This is a genomic window from Martelella sp. NC20 (assembly GCF_013459645.1).
In the GTDB taxonomy this organism is placed as follows: Bacteria; Pseudomonadota; Alphaproteobacteria; order Rhizobiales; family Rhizobiaceae; genus Martelella.
Genome location: NZ_CP054863.1, coordinates 91,908 through 108,137 on the forward strand (window position 1 = coordinate 91,908; position 16,230 = coordinate 108,137).

19 protein-coding genes and 1 pseudogene are annotated in these 16,230 nt (G+C 57.9%); 4 read left to right on the forward strand and 16 right to left on the reverse strand.

Annotation, left to right across the window (positions count from 1 at the left end; all coding sequences use genetic code 11):
- Positions 1-71: 71 nt before the first annotated feature.
- The 7 genes from tnpB to traA form a co-directional block, all read right to left on the reverse strand.
- Positions 72-416, reverse strand: coding sequence for an IS66 family insertion sequence element accessory protein TnpB (gene tnpB, locus HQ843_RS28315; protein ID WP_180902391.1), 345 nt, complete (start codon positions 414-416; stop codon positions 72-74).
- Positions 413-760, reverse strand: a complete 348-nt coding sequence (locus tag HQ843_RS28320; RefSeq protein WP_246710506.1) for a transposase — start codon at positions 758-760, stop codon at positions 413-415. Before HQ843_RS28320 ends, tnpB begins: the two co-directional genes overlap by 4 nt.
- Positions 761-1,160: 400 nt before the next feature.
- Positions 1,161-1,466: a hypothetical protein gene (locus HQ843_RS28325; RefSeq protein WP_180902389.1), complete on the reverse strand. Its 306-nt coding sequence runs from the start codon at positions 1,464-1,466 to the stop codon at positions 1,161-1,163.
- 27 nt (positions 1,467-1,493) lie between these two features.
- Positions 1,494-2,702, reverse strand: coding sequence for a type IV pilus twitching motility protein PilT (locus tag HQ843_RS28330; protein WP_180902388.1), 1,209 nt, complete (start codon positions 2,700-2,702; stop codon positions 1,494-1,496).
- Positions 2,702-3,580, reverse strand: a complete 879-nt coding sequence (locus HQ843_RS28335) for a type IV secretory system conjugative DNA transfer family protein (protein WP_180902387.1) — start codon at positions 3,578-3,580, stop codon at positions 2,702-2,704. Before HQ843_RS28335 ends, HQ843_RS28330 begins: the two co-directional genes overlap by 1 nt.
- Positions 3,581-3,612: 32 nt before the next feature.
- Positions 3,613-4,116, reverse strand: coding sequence for a DotD/TraH family lipoprotein (locus HQ843_RS28340; RefSeq protein ID WP_180902386.1), 504 nt, complete (start codon positions 4,114-4,116; stop codon positions 3,613-3,615).
- Positions 4,117-4,244: 128 nt separating this feature from the next.
- A complete protein-coding gene (gene traA, locus HQ843_RS28345; protein WP_180902385.1) occupies positions 4,245-8,000 on the reverse strand; it encodes a Ti-type conjugative transfer relaxase TraA in 3,756 nt (1,251 codons plus the stop codon).
- Positions 8,001-8,209: 209 nt separating this feature from the next.
- Between traA and HQ843_RS28350 the strand changes: the two genes are divergently transcribed.
- From HQ843_RS28350 to HQ843_RS28365, 4 genes are read left to right on the forward strand one after another with little or no spacing between them, the layout of a single operon-like run.
- On the forward strand, positions 8,210-8,449 hold the full coding sequence (locus tag HQ843_RS28350) for a TraC family protein (protein WP_180902384.1): 240 nt from the start codon (positions 8,210-8,212) through the stop codon (positions 8,447-8,449).
- Positions 8,412-8,666 carry a conjugal transfer protein TraD gene (locus HQ843_RS28355; protein ID WP_371822218.1) on the forward strand — a complete coding sequence of 85 codons (255 nt, stop codon included), beginning with the start codon at positions 8,412-8,414 and terminating at the stop codon, positions 8,664-8,666. The genes HQ843_RS28350 and HQ843_RS28355 overlap by 38 nt, the downstream gene beginning before the upstream one ends.
- Positions 8,663-10,528: a type IV secretion system DNA-binding domain-containing protein gene (locus HQ843_RS28360; RefSeq protein WP_180902383.1), complete on the forward strand. Its 1,866-nt coding sequence runs from the start codon at positions 8,663-8,665 to the stop codon at positions 10,526-10,528. Before HQ843_RS28355 ends, HQ843_RS28360 begins: the two co-directional genes overlap by 4 nt.
- Before the next feature lie 2 nt (positions 10,529-10,530).
- On the forward strand, positions 10,531-10,782 hold the full coding sequence (locus HQ843_RS28365; protein WP_180902382.1) for a WGR domain-containing protein: 252 nt from the start codon (positions 10,531-10,533) through the stop codon (positions 10,780-10,782).
- 78 nt (positions 10,783-10,860) lie between these two features.
- Here HQ843_RS28365 and HQ843_RS28370 read toward each other — a convergent pair whose 3' ends face one another.
- From HQ843_RS28370 to HQ843_RS28410, 9 genes and pseudogenes are all read right to left on the reverse strand, one after another.
- The gene (locus tag HQ843_RS28370) at positions 10,861-11,202 is read right to left on the reverse strand and encodes an addiction module antidote protein (RefSeq protein ID WP_180902381.1); all 342 of its coding nucleotides are present in this window, start codon (positions 11,200-11,202) and stop codon (positions 10,861-10,863) included.
- Between the two features lie 4 nt (positions 11,203-11,206).
- Complete coding sequence (locus HQ843_RS28375) at positions 11,207-11,503, reverse strand: type II toxin-antitoxin system RelE/ParE family toxin (protein ID WP_180902553.1); 297 nt, start codon at positions 11,501-11,503, stop codon at positions 11,207-11,209.
- Positions 11,504-11,730: 227 nt separating this feature from the next.
- A complete protein-coding gene (locus HQ843_RS28380; RefSeq protein ID WP_180902380.1) occupies positions 11,731-11,904 on the reverse strand; it encodes a hypothetical protein in 174 nt (57 codons plus the stop codon).
- 279 nt (positions 11,905-12,183) lie between these two features.
- Positions 12,184-13,050 (reverse strand): Fic/DOC family protein, encoded by an 867-nt coding sequence (locus tag HQ843_RS28385; protein WP_180902379.1) that lies wholly within the window; start codon positions 13,048-13,050, stop codon positions 12,184-12,186.
- A 44-nt stretch (positions 13,051-13,094) separates the two neighbouring features.
- On the reverse strand, positions 13,095-13,304 hold the full coding sequence (locus HQ843_RS28390) for an antitoxin VbhA family protein (protein WP_180902378.1): 210 nt from the start codon (positions 13,302-13,304) through the stop codon (positions 13,095-13,097).
- Between the two features lie 206 nt (positions 13,305-13,510).
- Positions 13,511-13,942, reverse strand: a complete 432-nt coding sequence (locus HQ843_RS28395) for a hypothetical protein (RefSeq protein ID WP_132313747.1) — start codon at positions 13,940-13,942, stop codon at positions 13,511-13,513.
- Positions 13,943-14,169: 227 nt separating this feature from the next.
- The gene (locus HQ843_RS28400) at positions 14,170-14,490 is read right to left on the reverse strand and encodes a DUF736 domain-containing protein (protein ID WP_180902377.1); all 321 of its coding nucleotides are present in this window, start codon (positions 14,488-14,490) and stop codon (positions 14,170-14,172) included.
- A gap of 534 nt (positions 14,491-15,024) precedes the next feature.
- Positions 15,025-15,426 (reverse strand): annotated as a pseudogene (locus HQ843_RS28405) (transposase); the annotation flags it as partial.
- Between the two features lie 129 nt (positions 15,427-15,555).
- Positions 15,556-16,227, reverse strand: a complete 672-nt coding sequence (locus HQ843_RS28410) for an ATP-binding cassette domain-containing protein (protein ID WP_180903588.1) — start codon at positions 16,225-16,227, stop codon at positions 15,556-15,558.
- Positions 16,228-16,230: the final 3 nt, after the last annotated feature.

Here is a 16,230-nt window from a genome sequence, read left to right on the forward strand (position 1 = left end):
GAGCTACCAGAGCACACTTTTTACCGGTTTTCCTGCCTTTTCAGGCTGGTGATTCACTTCGCCGCAGGACCTTATCCAACGATCTCCGGTGGCCTGACAGGCCGAGATCGAACCCGCTTCCAGTCCATGCCATCGATGAGAGCCAGAAGCTGAGCATGGTTGAGATGAATCCGGTTATGGCCGATGCGGGGCCAGCAGAACTGCGCTTTCTCCAGCCGCTTGGCGTAAAGGCACACGCCGGACCCGTCCCACCAGACGATCTTAATCCTGTCCGCACGTTTGGCCCGGAAGACATACAGCGCGCCGTTGAACGGATCGCTACCGGCATCCCGCACCAGAGACAGCAAACCGTCCGGTCCCTTGCGGAAGTCGACGGGATAGCTGGCAAGGAAGACCTTCACACCCGCAGGGATCATGACGAACGCACCGCACGGATAACCCGACGCAAGTGCGCTTCGCTGACATCTGCCCGAGCACGTATGACCGCCTCGCCGATGACAACTTCGATCAATGTGTCGCTGGCTTCTGTCACTGCAGCTTCACGACGTGTCGGTTCCGTCAAACCCGCCCGGGCATTCAGGACTGCACGACGCCAGCCAAAGAGCTGGGATGGATGGATGTCCAGTCGACGCGAGATTGCCGAAACATTTGCTCCTGGCTCGAGCGCCTCCGCCACGGCTTGGGCCTTAAAATCATCAGACCAGCGTCGACGTAGCTGCCGAGGCGCACCCTCGAAGCGGCCGGCGACAGCTTCAATCATATGGAAAGTTCTAGTTTCAGGACCAGGCGCAGACATAGAAGCTCACTGCAGTTCAATATGTCTGATACTGTTATCTCAACGCCAGACCACTCGGCCAGATGGGGCCAGCTTGTCGCTTACAGATGACGCGCACGCCGGCGTAATGAGGTCGGTAATCGACATTCGCCCATCGTGCAGCATTCGTCACTCTGGGCTCAGTGCTGCCTTTCACTGCGATGGACACGAACGGCAGCTAAGGGCCGAAAATGACGCCGCTCCTGTCAACGCGGAACGTCCGCTTTCCTGAGTTCGTTCCAACAAGGTGCCTGTCAGGTTACGGCCCCATTCCGGTCATTCCAAAACCAGGCCAACTATGGAATCTGAATAGAGTGAGGACCATCACCCATTCTGCAAATGCCAATTAAAGAATGAAGTACCGATGGATCACGTAGGCGAGCTTCCATAGCGACAGGATAGCCGCTGCGGCGAGAGCGATCAAAAACAGCATAAGCCAGTCATGATTTGTAATAGCAGTCTCAATGATGTTCAGAAATTTCAAGAACAACAGGCCGAAGGATAGAGCAACAGCCGCCATCACGGCGGCGGCTGGCAAGCATAGAAGCAAGATGATTGGCCAATAGACAAGCTTTCGAACAGCACGTTCTCCGACGCCGGCCTCATAGTTCTTCTGATCCCGGACGGGGCGAAGGTACTTTGGAATTTGCATATTTTCCTCCTTCCTGATCGGCGGCCGTCAGTGGCGCGGCAGCAATCGCCTGACGTCGTCATACGAAACCTTGCCCTCATCGACGTTCTGTTGGGCCGCATCATGCATGGAGCGGGCAAGAACGCGGTCGGCCGACTCCTGCATCAGACGGCTCACGACCTTCGGCCAGTCCCCGATAGGCGCCGAGACAAACTGATCGCGCACATAGTCGTCAAACAGCAGATACTCGCGCAATGGTACTCGGCCGCGATGGTCGCTGGTGCGGACCAGGTGCTGAACGACAAAGAGCTGGAGCGACGTGATCAGGTCGAACGCGCGCGCATCGCGTTCTTCGGCCGGGAAGTTCACGACCATGCGCCGCAAGCCCTCCGCCACCGATCCGGCATGCGTGGTGGTGTACACCAAGTGGCCGGTCAGACTGGCCTCCAGGCAACCCTCGAGGGAGGCTTTGTCTCGGGCCTCGCCCAGCGAAATAATATCAGGCGCACAGCGCAGCGCCGCCCACACCCCGTCGCCGAAAGATGGCAGGTTGCGACCTTCGCCGATTTCCGACTGCTCGATGGAGGATGCACAGTCGCTGTGATCCGTCAGCACGTCTGAATAGGTGAACTCGATAGGCGCCTGCAGATCGACGATCGCTTTCGGATCAGCCGTGTTTTCAAGATGAAAGCGCGTGATCCCGGCAAGCGTCGTGGACTTTCCCTGGCCGGTCGCGCCGGCGACCACGACAATGCCATGCTGAGGCGACATGTACGGGCGCACCTCACTGTCGAGGCCGACGTCATCGATCGTTGGCGTCTTTGTCGGCAACGGCCGCATCGTCATGGAAATGCCGTCGCCAGCCCCTTTCATCACGCCCTTGGCGTTTACGCGGAAACGCTGACGCCGGTGACGATCAATCGGAACCTCGAACGAGAAGTCCAGGGGCCGCCCTTGACGCAGGATGCTGAACGCATCTTCCGACCGCCACATATGGCTCAGGATACTCAAGACCTCGGAAGCGTTCAGTGGCTTTGCCGTCGCAAAATGCTGCGTGCCGTGCATCTTGATCCGGATACGACTGTCGGTCTGTATCCTGATGTCCGACGCCCCTTTGATCGAGGCCCCGACCAGCAACTGCTGAAACGGCTCCATATCGCCGTCAAAGCGCAACGGCTCATGGTTCAGGACGCGAGCATAGGGCTCCTGTGGGTCATAGGCGTCTTCGGTCAAATTCGATAGATCAACCGCCGGCATTACTTCGCCACCTGAAAACGTCTCTGGATTGGCTTCCATCGGGCCGGGTTTTTAACAAACCGGGCGGCATCATCGATCTCGACACGGCGCTCGCCAATATAGAGCTCGTTGACGTCGCCGGCCGCGCGGGTCTCGCTCGACTTCAGCACGAGGTTGGTAATAAGGCCGGCTTCCACTGCCTTGCGATACTCGACCATCCCGAGATAGTCACGCCGCAACAGGTTCATGTTTTCCTGTAAAGCGGCATCGGCCTGTTGCACACCTTGCGCCCAGCCTTCATCGAGATATTGCGACCAGATTTTCGTTTCATCAGCATCCTGCGGCAACAGCCGATCGTCAGGCTCGCGCGGCGTATCGAGCGGCAACACCAGATAGTCGCGCCAGGTCGGCAGAATGGCGACCAGTCGGCCGGGCTCCTCGATGCGGTAGTATTCGTCGGCGGCAACGCTCTTGCGGCCGTTGTCGGTGACGTTGATCGCAGCCGTTGCGCGGGTGATCACCGGCGGCAACACGTAGCCTGTTTCCCGCGGCGCCTTGAACGCGACCCGGTTGAAATTGAAGGTTTCAGAGAGCTTGACCGATTCACGCTCCAGATCGTTCATGATCTCCCAGCTGCGCCGCTCAAATCCTGCTTGTGCCCCATAGGCAAGGGCAGCGTCCCGAAGGACCGAATAGCGTTGCTCCTCAACCTCGGTCCCGCCAAGTTTTCCGCGTTTGGCCCGGGAAGCAAACTGCTTGTAGGACAAAGGCGCATATCTCGGACTGGTGAGGTCGTCAGGGCCGCCGAGCTGCGGGATGGGCGGCGGTTCCGGGGTTTCGTCCTTCATTGTTGCGCATGAAGACAAAAGCGCGGCCATAAGAATGCCTGTCAGCGTCATGGCACGAAGGCGACGGTGAGAAAGGGGCTGGCTCACGGCTTGAGGTCCTCCTGATGCGGGATCGGGCTTTGCTCAGGGCGAGCGTAATAGATCGTCATATGTCTGGCGCCCTGATCGATCACAAGGCGCGCCCGCCCCTTCGCCTGTCCGTAGGCTTCCCGAAGCAATCCCAAAGCCGTCAGATTGTAGAAATTGGTCGAGATCAAAATCGGAGCGCCGGACCTTTCCCCGGACGCTGACACGCTATAGTCCACTTCGCTGGCAACCCGCGTTGTCAGCTCATCCAATGTTCCCTGCCATTCGGCATCAACGATCTTCATAAGCGGACCTTGGGCAATCTCCGGATTGCGCACCTCAACCGTATTCGTTGCGCGCGGTTCCAGGACATTTTGATAGAGCGCTGCGTCGTTCAATTCGCTTCGAACGAGATGGACTTGGTTGTCGATGTAATTGATCGTAGGGGAATCCGACGGGATGTCTCTTGTGCTGGTACAGCCAGCGAGCACAGCCAGTGCCAGGCTGATCGCGATGCGCATGGGGAAACCTCTTGCGGTGCGGAAAATGCAGCGTATTACATCTGCAATTCACCACACTGGCCGCCTTGATGCAACATCCAAGAGAACAAAAGGGCGATTAGTCACCATTCTTGCCGATTTTGGAGCGCTTATCTCCCAATCGAATGATACTGCGACTTCGCGTGCTCAAGACGAATTTCGCGCCGTTGTGTCCGATCGATCTCGACACACCTGTCATAGGCAGCGCAGACCTGGCGGGCATCATGATAGATACCCGATCTTTCTTCTGGAGAAAGATCCGGCATAGCACGCGCGATCATGTCTCGGTCCGGCACACCGCTGCTGTCACCAAACCGTGCCCTGATCTCACGCGCTAGACCCCGCAGTTGACCGACCGCTTCACTGTCTTCGATCGCCGCCCTTTCAAGCGCGCGACGTTCGTCAGAGCCTTCCGGTAGGTTAGAAGCTTTCGACAGAGACGCCACGACGTCCCTGGCGGCCGGAGACAGCCCGCCAACCGGCTCGGCCATCTGGCTCCGCAGCTTCCTTTCCAACTTTTCGGCACCCGCAATGCTCACCCTCAAAGACCCGATAAAGGCATCAGCGCTACTGGTTGCCGGCATCACCGCCGCAAGTGCTGCTTTCCGCTCATCATCAGGACGCCCCAGGAGGCTTGTTTTACCATGCAGCTCGCCTAGCGATACCGGGTTCTCATCCATCGCTCTCAGTACCTGAGTGACATCACCGCCACTCATTACCGCAGCGGCCAATCTGTCGAGGATCGGGGCAGGATCGCGCCAGACCTTGCCCATGTTCGTAAGCGCGGTTTGGCGCAGCGACTTGGTGACCGCCGCGTAATTGGCCGGATCACGGGCTACAGCTTCGACCGAAACGGACCATTGCGTCACGGCCGGAATAAGCGGTTCATCCGGAAGGCGATAACGTGCCCGTTCTTTTTCATAATCGGCCTCAAGGCCAGCATCGCGCCGCTCCGTGACCATGACGGACGCGACATCCACGCGGTTCTTGTCGGCGGCGGCCAGCTGACCGACATGCACCAGCTGCCAGTTTTCCTTGATGAAGGTCTGCGCCAATGGCGGAAGATGCGCGACAAGCGACTGAAGCTTATCCTCATCCGGATTGCGACCAAGAGATCGAACTTCCACCGGGGAAACGAGCGCTGCGATCTGGTCATTGAACATGACCAGATCGACCGATGACGACATCTGCGTCAGCTCGGTTTCGGCAGCGCGGAACCAGCGTCCCCGTTTGCCGCTGTAGCCTTTCGTGTTGTGGTCCACTTCCGAAAGCCGCGAAAGCGCCTGACTGACCGCTGGCGTCAATTCGGGAAGCCTGATTTCACTTTCAGCTTCAACAGGCCGGGCGCCTTCGGCAGGCGGGACATTCGGCGAGACTTCAACCGCTTGCGGACGCGCAAGCGAAAGCCGTTCGGAAATAGTCCTGAACCGTTCCGCAACATCCGAGAACCGCGAACGCATGGCATCGAGTGATCGACGCCAAAGACCGCGCAATTCGCCAATGTCCGGAAGGTCGCGCCGACGCACAAACGCGTCACGTTCGAGCTGATAGTCGGGCGTATGCTCATAGGCCAGCGTAGAATCCTTGAGCCGATCGCGCGACAGCGTGTCCAGCAAATCCCTGGTTTCAGGAAAGTCATTCCGTCCGGCATAAAGCGTGACCGCCTCGCGATGACGCGAAAGCGCGACATAGGAAAGCTGGGCATCCATCATCTGTGTGGCAAGCACATGCACCCGATCGACGGTCGACCCTTGCGACTTATGGATCGTCGTCGCGTAGCCATAATCAACGTTGTTGTAATGCTCATGGTTGACCGAAACGGTCCTGCCGTTGTCGAGCCGAACGTCAAGAATGCCGTCATTCGTTTTCTCAACGGTTGCCAGCATTCCGTTCTTGACGCCAAGGTCACGATTGTTTTCCAGGAACAACAGCCGGTCGCCAACGGCGAAAGCGCGCGGGCCACGCACCGCGTCAAACGACACTTCGTTTTGAAGCCCCCCGTGGGCTTTGATGGTCTGGCGTGCCCGCTCATTCAGACTGAACACCGCGTCCTTGGTGTGCGCCAGCATCAGCGTATCGGCGCCGGCGCGCCAATCAGCTCCCCACGCACCAACCAACTCGGACATGGCATCGTCACGATGGCCCTGAAGACGAATGTGCCCGTTGTCTGCATAAGCTTCAAGCGCCGCGCGGCTCTCACCGCGCCCGAATGCGAGGGAAGCGTCCCGCATCCATGTTTCGCTTTGACGGCGCACCTCCGTCAGTTCGACAAACCCGGTATTATCGGCAATGGCGCGAAACGCAGCGCCAGCCTGAATAGGCTGAAGCTGCCGCGCATCTCCGACAAGAATAAGCTTGGCCTGTGCAGCGTTCACCGCATCAACCAACATCGCCATGTCGTTTGATGAGACCATTCCGGCTTCATCAAGAACGAACACGTCGCCTTTTTGAAGGCGGCGTTTATCGTGCTCCCAGGACATTCGCCAGGACGCGAGCGTCCGGCTCTCGATACCCGCCGATTCAGACAAGCCCTCGGCCGCCTTGCCGGCAAGCGCACCGCCAACCACACGACGTCCCTGCCCTTCGTAAACCTGACGCACGACATCCATCACCGTGGACTTACCCGCGCCCGCATAGCCGACCACCGTCGATACGCCGCGATCGGAAGCGACGGCGTGAACAACCATTGCCTGTTCGTCCGAAAGGGAAAACCCATGCGACTTCGAGAAGTCCGTGATCGCCTTGTCAACGTGACGCGGTAGGGCGCCGAAAGACTGATCCGTCGCACGCTGGCGGACGCCGTCAATCATACTCGCTTCCATCTGCAGAACTTCTCGTGTCGTCAGCTTCTCCCGTTCAAGAAGCTTGTTCGTGAACGGGTCGCGGATTTCCTGAGAAAGCGTCACAAGGTTTTCGAGCGCGCCAACCCGGAGGAAAAGCCCGGTAAATTCTTCAGACGTTGACGCATACCGGTGGATCAACTTTGCAACATCGCGCTCATCGAACACGGACTTTTCCGCCGTGATCATTTTCAAAACAAGCGAAGGATCTTCCGCCAGCTTGCGGAAATTCTCATGCATGACCTGTTGGTGCTGCTGCACCATCTCGGTCTGAATGCCGCGCGCCTCCATGTCGTCAACGGCGGGACCGCGATGCGTCGTCGGCTCCAGCGGAATGTCCCGATCTTCAAAGCTGCGATGATCAACCGTCACATCATAGCCATGCTCGACCAAATGACGATTGACCTCCTGTGACCACGCCGCGCGGATCTCGGGAAGCCGATCCTTCCAACCCGCGAAGTGGCGATAGACGATTTCCCCTTTTTGACCCTCCACCTTTGGCGGCCTTCGGACCGGTTCACCGTCACCATCAAGAACCGGAACCCGTTTTGGCCCAAAGCCTGTCTCGGTCAGCGGCCGCAACGAAACCATGATGTGAACATGCGGATTGCCTGTAGCGTCGTGATAATTCCAATCTGCGACCTGCCCACGCGCCGCAAACTGATTGCGCACAAAGTCACGAACCAGAGCCTTATTCTGCTCTACGGACAACTCAACGGGCAGTGCGACGACGAACTCATGCGCGAGCTGGGCGTCATCGCGCTGTTCACTGGCTTCTACACGGTTCCAGAAACGCTCGGCAAACTCATGTGGCGAATATCGATCATGCCAGGCATGTATCCACCGCGGCGCACCTTCGGGCAACACGACTTCACTGTGGATACAGCCCTTCTTTCGACTGTAGTCGGCAATCTCTCCGGAGCGCGCGACGTTCATATGTGTCGCGTGGCGGTATGCAGCCGCAGCAACCGCACTCTGCCCTTTACCACGAGAGATCTGATGAGCGCGCAAATGATAGATCGCCATGGAACGGACCTACCATCTTACATTGTTGAAAACAATGTATAAGTGCGCATTTAACAAAACCATCGTTTTGTTCGCATGACGGAGTGCGGCATCGGCTGCGCCGATCCACCTAACACTTGATGGGTCCATTTTGATGCATCATCGGTGTTTACAAACACAGAACATCTCTGCAATCTTCTCACCGTTCAATGCCGAAAAGGAGAAAAGACATGGCCCGCGCCAAATCCCCTTCCGCGATCCGTGACCAGATCAGAACTCTGCAAAAGCAGCTGCGTGAAGCTGAAGACAAGGAAGCGCTCAGGATTGGACAAGTCGCCATGAAGGCCGGCGTCGAAACCCTTGATCTTTCGGAGAATGAACTTGAGGCGGCATTTGCCGAGATGGTTCACTCCTTTCGTTCCGGGCGGAAGAATGAGCAGCGACCTTCTGACGTTGCGCAGAACGCTTAGCAACCTGCAAAGCGAGTATAGAAAAATGCGCAAGCGCGAACGAAGCGAAGACACCCGCCAGAAGATCGAGCTTGGTGGACTGGTCATCAAAGCAAACCTCGGAGATGAGGACCGCGCCTACATTCTTGGCGTTCTGCTGACAGGAAATCGGAGAAAGGGTGACGCTCGACTTCGCGAACAAATGATCAAGCTGGGTCGCGAGGCGTTGCGCCAATGATCACCAAACCCAGACGTTCCGAATTTGCTATTCTGCTCTATGCCGGTCTCTTCCTTGTGGGCATTTCGGCACTTGTCTGGGTTTATTTTTTTGCGCTTCGTTCATGGAACGCCACGAGCGGATCGGCCTACCGCCTATCGTTTTCGCAGGCGATCGACTGCCTCAAATTCTGGTCCTCCGATCTTTGCCGCAGTCGCTTTACTCAGGCTCTTGGCTACGTCCCGGCCGATCTGGTTAAACTGCAATGGTTGGTGGCTGCCACGCTTGTGGCGGGCATCATTGCTATTTCGATCGGCGGCTATATTGCCTTCCTCATGCCGCCGGATAAATGGATCAAATCCGGCCGAACTGTCGCCGGAATGCCCGAACTGCTGCGGGCCGCAAAGGCGGAAAAAATCGACAGCAGAGACGGCCTGCACTGGTTCAATGGATGGCGGCTGGCGCTCGAACGTGAGGTGCGACACTTCATCATCTTTGGCTCCATTGGCGGCGGCAAGACACAGACCATGATCGGGCTGATCGTCTCCGCGATCGCGCGACATGACAAGGTTCTCGTCTTCGATATCAAGGGAGACTTTACCGAGAAGCTGCCTCCAACGATCAAGCCAAATGGCTCCAAGGTGCAGCCAATCATCATTGCTCCGCAGGATCGGCGTTCCCATGTTTGGGATATCGCCAAGGATCTGCGCATTGCAGAGGATGCCGTTGAGCTGGCCACGCGACTGATCCCTGAATCAAGAGATCGGTTCTTTTCCAACTCGGCTCGTGCCGTGCTGGCCGCGTGCACCATACGCCTTATGCATGAGAACCCTGGAAGGTGGACGTGGGCCGATCTGGTAGCCGAGACGCGCCGTGACCATCTTGAACTTCTTGAGGTCGCGCATCGCTATCATCCCGATGCAGTTCGATTTCTGGACGCTGACTATCGACAAGTCGCCTCGACGCTTTCGACGCTCACCGCTGATACGAACACGCTGCGTCTGCTTGCAACGGCCTGGGCGAATTATGAAGGTCTGGAACGTTTTTCGTTGCGCGACTGGCTGCTCTACAAAACAGATCGGCGCACCGTCATCCTGCAAAAGTCCGGCCGGTTTTCTGACCAGTCTGACGGCTGGATCAGTGCGTTTCTTACCATTGCCTCCGGCATCGTGTCCGATCCGGAACTTGGCGACGCCAAGCTCCGTCGCATCTGGTTTTTCGTCGATGAGTTTGCCCAGCTGCCGAAGATCAGCCGGTTTTCGGCGCTGCTGGATATCGGACGGTCGAAAGGTGTTTGCGTCTGTCTCGGCGTGCAGGATATCGCACAGATCCGTGACACCTATGGGCGCGAACGCGCAGATGCGTGGATGTCGATCGTCGGAACGAAGATCATCGCCAAGGTGAATTCGGGGCCGACCGCTCAGCGACTTGAAAGCGATGTCGGTCAGGCCACAGTGGTCTATAATCGTCGTGAGCCGAGAGGAAACGGGTTGGAATGGGTGCGCGACGAGCGGCGCGAGAACACGATTGAGCGCTCCGAATTCGAGACGCAACTCGGGCCTCGCAAGAACGGTATCGATGTCCTCGTCACCGGCATTGGCGAGGACGTCTACAAGGTGCGCGTTCCCTATACCACCCTCCCCCATGCGCGCGATGCCCAAGCGCCAGCGCAATGGACCCTCGACCTTATCACTGCCAGCCGAGTTGAAGGTTTCACGACTGACGACGATACTGAGACCGGTCAGACGGACAGTGACGCAAACTATCCGAAACAGGCCATTGACGTTCTCAAGGGAATGGAGCCGGTCGGCACGCCCAGGAATACAACGATGGTAGAAGGCGACACGCTCGACCTGTTCGATGAACGATTGCCGGGGATCTGAAGATGCTGGGACAGTTTGACCTTTTCCCGACAGAAGTGCTCCTGCGCCGCATCGAGCCGGCCACGAACAAGTGGCGGTTCTATCATCTCAGCATCGAGGGCGGCCTGTTCGGAGACTGGTGCCTTGTGCGCCGCTGGGGCCGGATCGGAACCAGCGGTCAACTGAAGCTCGATTGGTTCACCTCGGCCGGACAGGCCCATGACGCACTCGCCATTCTGGAGCAAAGCAAGCGCAAGCGCGGCTACCGCGGCTGACGCGTGGTTCACGCACGGTGGTCACGCCATCAACAGGCATCAAACGGCCTTCCGCGCAGCAGGTCGGCAGAAATACACTTAGGAAGCGGCTCGATGTTCTGAAGCGCTCGAAGCTGCTCCTGCAGACACGGCTGGAACAACCTGAATTTTAAGATCGAGCGCTTTGGCCACTTTCATCAAAGTTGCCATTGTCGGGTTCCCGTTGCCGGAAAGCGCGCGTGAAAGACCTTCCCGAGAAAGCCCGGTGTCACGCGCCAACTGGCTCATATTGCGCGCCCGCGCAATGGTTCCAAGAACGACAGCGATATATTCAGGGTCGTCTCCCCCTTCTTCCATCGCGGCATCCAGGAAGGCGGCAATATCCTCGTTGGTTTTCAGGTAATCGGCCGCATCGAAACGGCTAAAAACTTCCTTTGCCATAGTTTCAATCCTTCCATTCGTCGGCCAGCATTTTTGCGGCCTTGATGTCCTTTTTCTGCGTCGACTTGTCGCCACCGCAAAGCAAAACGATAATCAACTCGCCGCGCCTCATATAGTAAACGCGATATCCCTTGCCGTAGTGAATTCGGAGCTCGGAAATCCCCGATCCCACGGGCTGCACATCACCGGGATTGCCCATTGAAAGTCGCACGAGGCGAGCGGCGACCTTTGCGGCCACAGTTCGATCCTTCAGGCTCGAAAGCCAGTGATCAAATGTTGCCGTTTTGATTAACTCGACCATATGCCTACTATAGGTCACACTGGACTAAATTGCAAACTATAAGTCACAGCCTGCTCATGTCACCTGTTCATTCAGCAATGCTCGATTTGTCGGTTCAATGGTTTTCCTGGCTTTGAGCTTTCTTTTTTGAACTAGCGCGCGCAATAGCAGCTTCCGCGCTCAAAATATTCGGCTTTTCGGGTGTCGGCCAGAGAACAGGAAGGCTGACAGCCTTCCTGAAACTGGCCTCATTCGAGGTCAGCGTTCCAAGCCGCCATGTCCTGCTCAAACTGACGCTCCTCTGCCGCTACCAGTGCTTCAAGCTTTTCAAGTTCTGCTTCAGCATCCTGCCGCTCGCCCTTCGAGAAGTCGCAGTTCATCAGCTCGGTGCGAAGTTCATTGATCTGATCGATGGTCGTCATGTTTCCGTCTCCTTTTGTTAACGGAAACCGGACACGGGTGATCGCAGGGCAGTGTCAATGATCGCGAAGCGACCGGCAGCGCCGGAGGATGGGGGTGCCGATTTTGTTACTGCCCGCAGGGCAGCGGCAAAATTGATGGGGGAACCGTTCGTCATTGACGCTCACCAAGGAGCCGTTCGCTATCCCGGCAGAAAAAGAAGAGAACCGCGGCCTCAACGGCCGCGACCGAATCCGGCGTCCAACCGGCAATCTACGCCGCGAGACCGCGAAGATGGGATTCTAGCCGAGGCCGTGCCCAAAGTCGTCGTCACGCCCCCTACTCTCTCGGGCGTTCGCGGGGGTCTTCTGTGGCGTTTCGAACACGACATGCTGGCCTTGCTCGGGCAACGGCCGTGGCAGGTCCTTTGTCTTGCCGACGAGAATATTCTTCTTGTCATGCATCATGAAATCCGACCCACCAACCCCGACAAGAACGCCATCATAGCGGCGGCCAGGCTCGGTCGTTGCCATATAGCGATTTTGCCAGTCAAAGCCTTGCGAGGTCAGGAACTTCTGCGCCTTCTCCAGCGCCTGCACACGTTCCGGATCAGAAATCTCGCGGAACATTCGCTTGAAGGCATCGACATCGCCGCGTTCATGACCGGCAATGCTGGCCTGCGCCATGCGCTCGGCCGACACGACATCAAAGTTCAGTTCGTGACCGGCGTTCCTCGCCAGCGCGATCATGAACTCCCTCTGCGTCCGGCCATTGCCCTCGCGAAACGGATGAATCGAGTTGAGCCGATTGAAGTAAACTGCGGCCTGGTCGGCAAACGTCTCCCTATTGAAACCGCGCAGGAAGTTCTGACCGCACAGGTCCTCGGAAAATCGGTCCAGTGCGCTGGAAATGGCCGGACCGATCGCGAATTGCTCGCCGTCGATCTTCTGCATGGTCGGCATTGTCGCGACAGTGCCATCAGAAAGCTGAACCCGCTCGTCTCGGGTGCGCCCGGCCCATTCATAGACGTCCTGAAAAAGATGATGGTGAAGCGCTTTCAGGTGCCGCGTATCAAAGGTCGGCTGCGGCCCGCCCCCAAGACGCAGTTCGATCAGCCGGCCCGCGACCCGTTCCGCCTCAACGGCAGAGAGCTTGTCGGGATCGGTCAAGCCATCGATGTTCTTGAGGGTGCCGTTTTCGTAAGCGTAGTTCGTCATCCGTTGGCGGCGCGGAACTCTTTGAGCATCGGAACGATGTCGGTGGCCTCGATCTCGCCGCGAATGAAAGCCTCGAAAATGTGGTCGGTGGCAGGATCGCGCTTCAGGCCTTCCATGGTATTGGAATGATCGGCGCTGTCGACCAGCCGGCGTCGCTGTTCCATTTCGGCATCGGAGATGCGCGTCTTTTCAAGGGTGCTCGCCATGGTCTTTTCCTTCTTCAGATCGGTGAGGTTTTGCAGTCAGGCCGGTCTTCCTGGAATCTCTCAACCCTTGAACCGGCACGGTCCTGCTATCCACTCTCGCTCTTGGTCGACAAATCCAGCGTAGGTCTATTGACCACGCCAACTTTACCAGAACCAGAAGAATAATTCTCTTGTTTTTTATATGTTTGACCCGGTTATCGGGTGCCTCAATCGTCTTTGCGGAGCCGTTTCGCTGGCAACGGAACGAACAGGTCATGAAACACGACCAACGCCGTATCAGGCTCGACAGCGTAGCGGCCGTTCTTCGTGACCTTATAGAACAGCCCCATTTCCTCGAGCACGACGCAGTTGCGCGGGATCGTAAACCGGCTGACACCAAGACGGTCGGCAAGCATTTGGAGAGGCAGGATGCCGCCATCGAGCTGCGGATCATAGATCAGCCCGATCAGGCTCATTCGCAACATGGGCAACAGATTCACATACCGGCTTGGCCGGTTCTCGATGACACTCGCAATCTTGATCGAGTTCACGCCCACTGTACCAGGCGGAATCTGCTCCAGTACAGGTGGTCCGTCGAACCACACAAACGGGTCATGCGGTTGCGCGCCCAATCCTTTGATGATTTCGTCTCTGGTCATTCTCTCGCGACAGCTATTAAAGCCCACATAGTGCTTCTTCTATATGCGTCAACGCCCGTCATGAACCACGACACCCCCACGGGTGTCGGTCGTTGACTTGATAATGGCGGGCATTTCTCAAGGCATGATACTTAATTTGAGTAGAGCTGGGACACAAGTGCGGACTATTCGGGCCGGCCCGGATTTGCCAGAACCGGCGCGGCGGATACCGCCGCGCCGGTGGAGCCTTAGCTCCAGGGGATCACGGTCAGCAGGTCATCGTCGTCTTGGCCGGGAAATTTGCCGAGGTTTGCACGGAAGGCCCGGCTCGGGGTCGCAGCAGTCAGCTGCAGGTACTCTTCGCCGTTCTGGTTCGTCTGACGCCAGATGCCGCCAACCTCGATCTTCCGGCCTCGCGGGGACACGCCATACAAGCGGTAGACAGGCGCTTTCGGGTTCGTGCTGTTGAGCTCTTCGCCGGTGATGTCGAAGTCGAAGTCCAGCGCGGCGATGTTGCCTTCCAAAGTGCCGTTGTCGTTGAAGCGGATGAAGTTGATCAGGTCTGCCATTGGTATGTCTCCGTTGTTTGATCGAATTGACAGGGACGCCAGGAAGGACCGGAAAAGGATGACTGCACCCTTCGGGGCCGCAGCGAAGCGAAGGACGGCGGAGAACACAAAAAGACGGAGGGTTTGCCGAAGGCGGAAACCGTCTTTTTTGGGCGGGGACGTTGCTGACAGACACCGGGCCTTACAGTCCCATCGTCAATTGATCCCAACAACAACGGCGAGACAGTCCTACGCCATGGCAGTTTGCATCAGCTTTGCGCAAAAAGCGCCGCAACTGGAAAGAAAACAGTCCGGATGGACAACGAAGCAGGGGGCGTGTCTATCAAAGCCCAATCGAAAGCACTCTCTCCATGTAGGGTTCGCAGCGATCATCGAAAATCCCGCGTCTTCACGTTGATCTCATCGATATGCCCATACGGGTCGAACATATCGCGCGGCTTCGGCATCCCGCGCGGATCAGGCGCCGGCGATCCATGATGAAACTCGTCGCCCCGGCCGCGCGGAAGCGGAAAGGCCGTATCCCGGCTGCCGACGCTTGGAAACGGAGGATTTGGAAATCCCCGTCATGCCCATGGCCTGCACCAGCTCATCGACCTTGCGCGTCGAAACGCCGTTGATCCAGGCCTCCTGGATGACGGCCACCAGTGCCTTCTCCACCATCTTCCTTGGCTCCAGGAAGCCGGGAAAGTAGGCTCCCTGCCGCATCTTCGGTATCTTCAGGTTGAGCGTGCCGAGCCGGGTGTCGAGGGAGCGGTCGCGGTAGCCGTTGCGCCAGGTCTGGCGGCCATCGCCACGTTCATAGCGCCCAGCGCCGATCAGGCCATCCACGTCGGCCTCCATGATCAGTTGCAGCACGCTTTCGGCAATGGCCCGCAGGAAATCGCTGTCGCCGCTCTTCGCGGCAAGCTCGGAAAGAGCTAATCTGTCGTCGGTCATCGGGGTTCCTTTCGGCTGGTTGAAGTCTTGCAACTCCACCTTCTCCGACAGGCCCGGTGCCCACCTTGCGCTCAACGAATACGGCAGCTCATTCTCCACCGCCGATTCCGCCTCAATGCGCCTCCGAAATTACACCACGTGCGCGGACGCTACCCTTTTGTTAGATCCAGTGAGATCGCTGTCCTTGCCGTTGGGATGCCGTCCTCGGTTTGGTGCACGCCGATGAGCGACGCGGTGCCCGCTCTCGCCAAGTCCGATAGGAAAGACCAAATGATGGGGGTGCAGCGGTCGATCGAGCGAGGCGAAGGGCTCATCGAGTAGAAGTATTCGCGGTCGCCGCAAGGCGGCGAGCGCGATGTTGAGACGTTGCTTCTCTCCACCGGACCAGGTCACGGCAGGCAGGTCCCAGATATGTGGCGGCAGCGCCAACTGCTCAAAGAGCCCTTCTATTTCGGTGAGGCAAGTGCCGGGCGCGGCCATCTCTCGGGCAAGGTCGAGTCCGGACTTGCCCGGAATAGCTGTCAGAAACTGCGTGCAATAGCCAATGGTCGAACGCCTGATCGAGATCAGTTCCACCACGGAAAGGGTGAGAAGATCGCGCCGCCACCCGCCGGTATCCAGGATCGCCGTGCCCGCGCTCGCCACGCGAGTACCGTAGATAAGGTCCAGCAGCGTCGATTTTCCCGAGCCCGAGCCGCCGACGACCAGTCCCACCTCGCCCGCCGTCAGCGTGAAGGTCGCCGGGCCGATTGTCCGGTCGCCATAACGTTTCGCAAGGCCTTCGACACACAGGATCGTCATTCG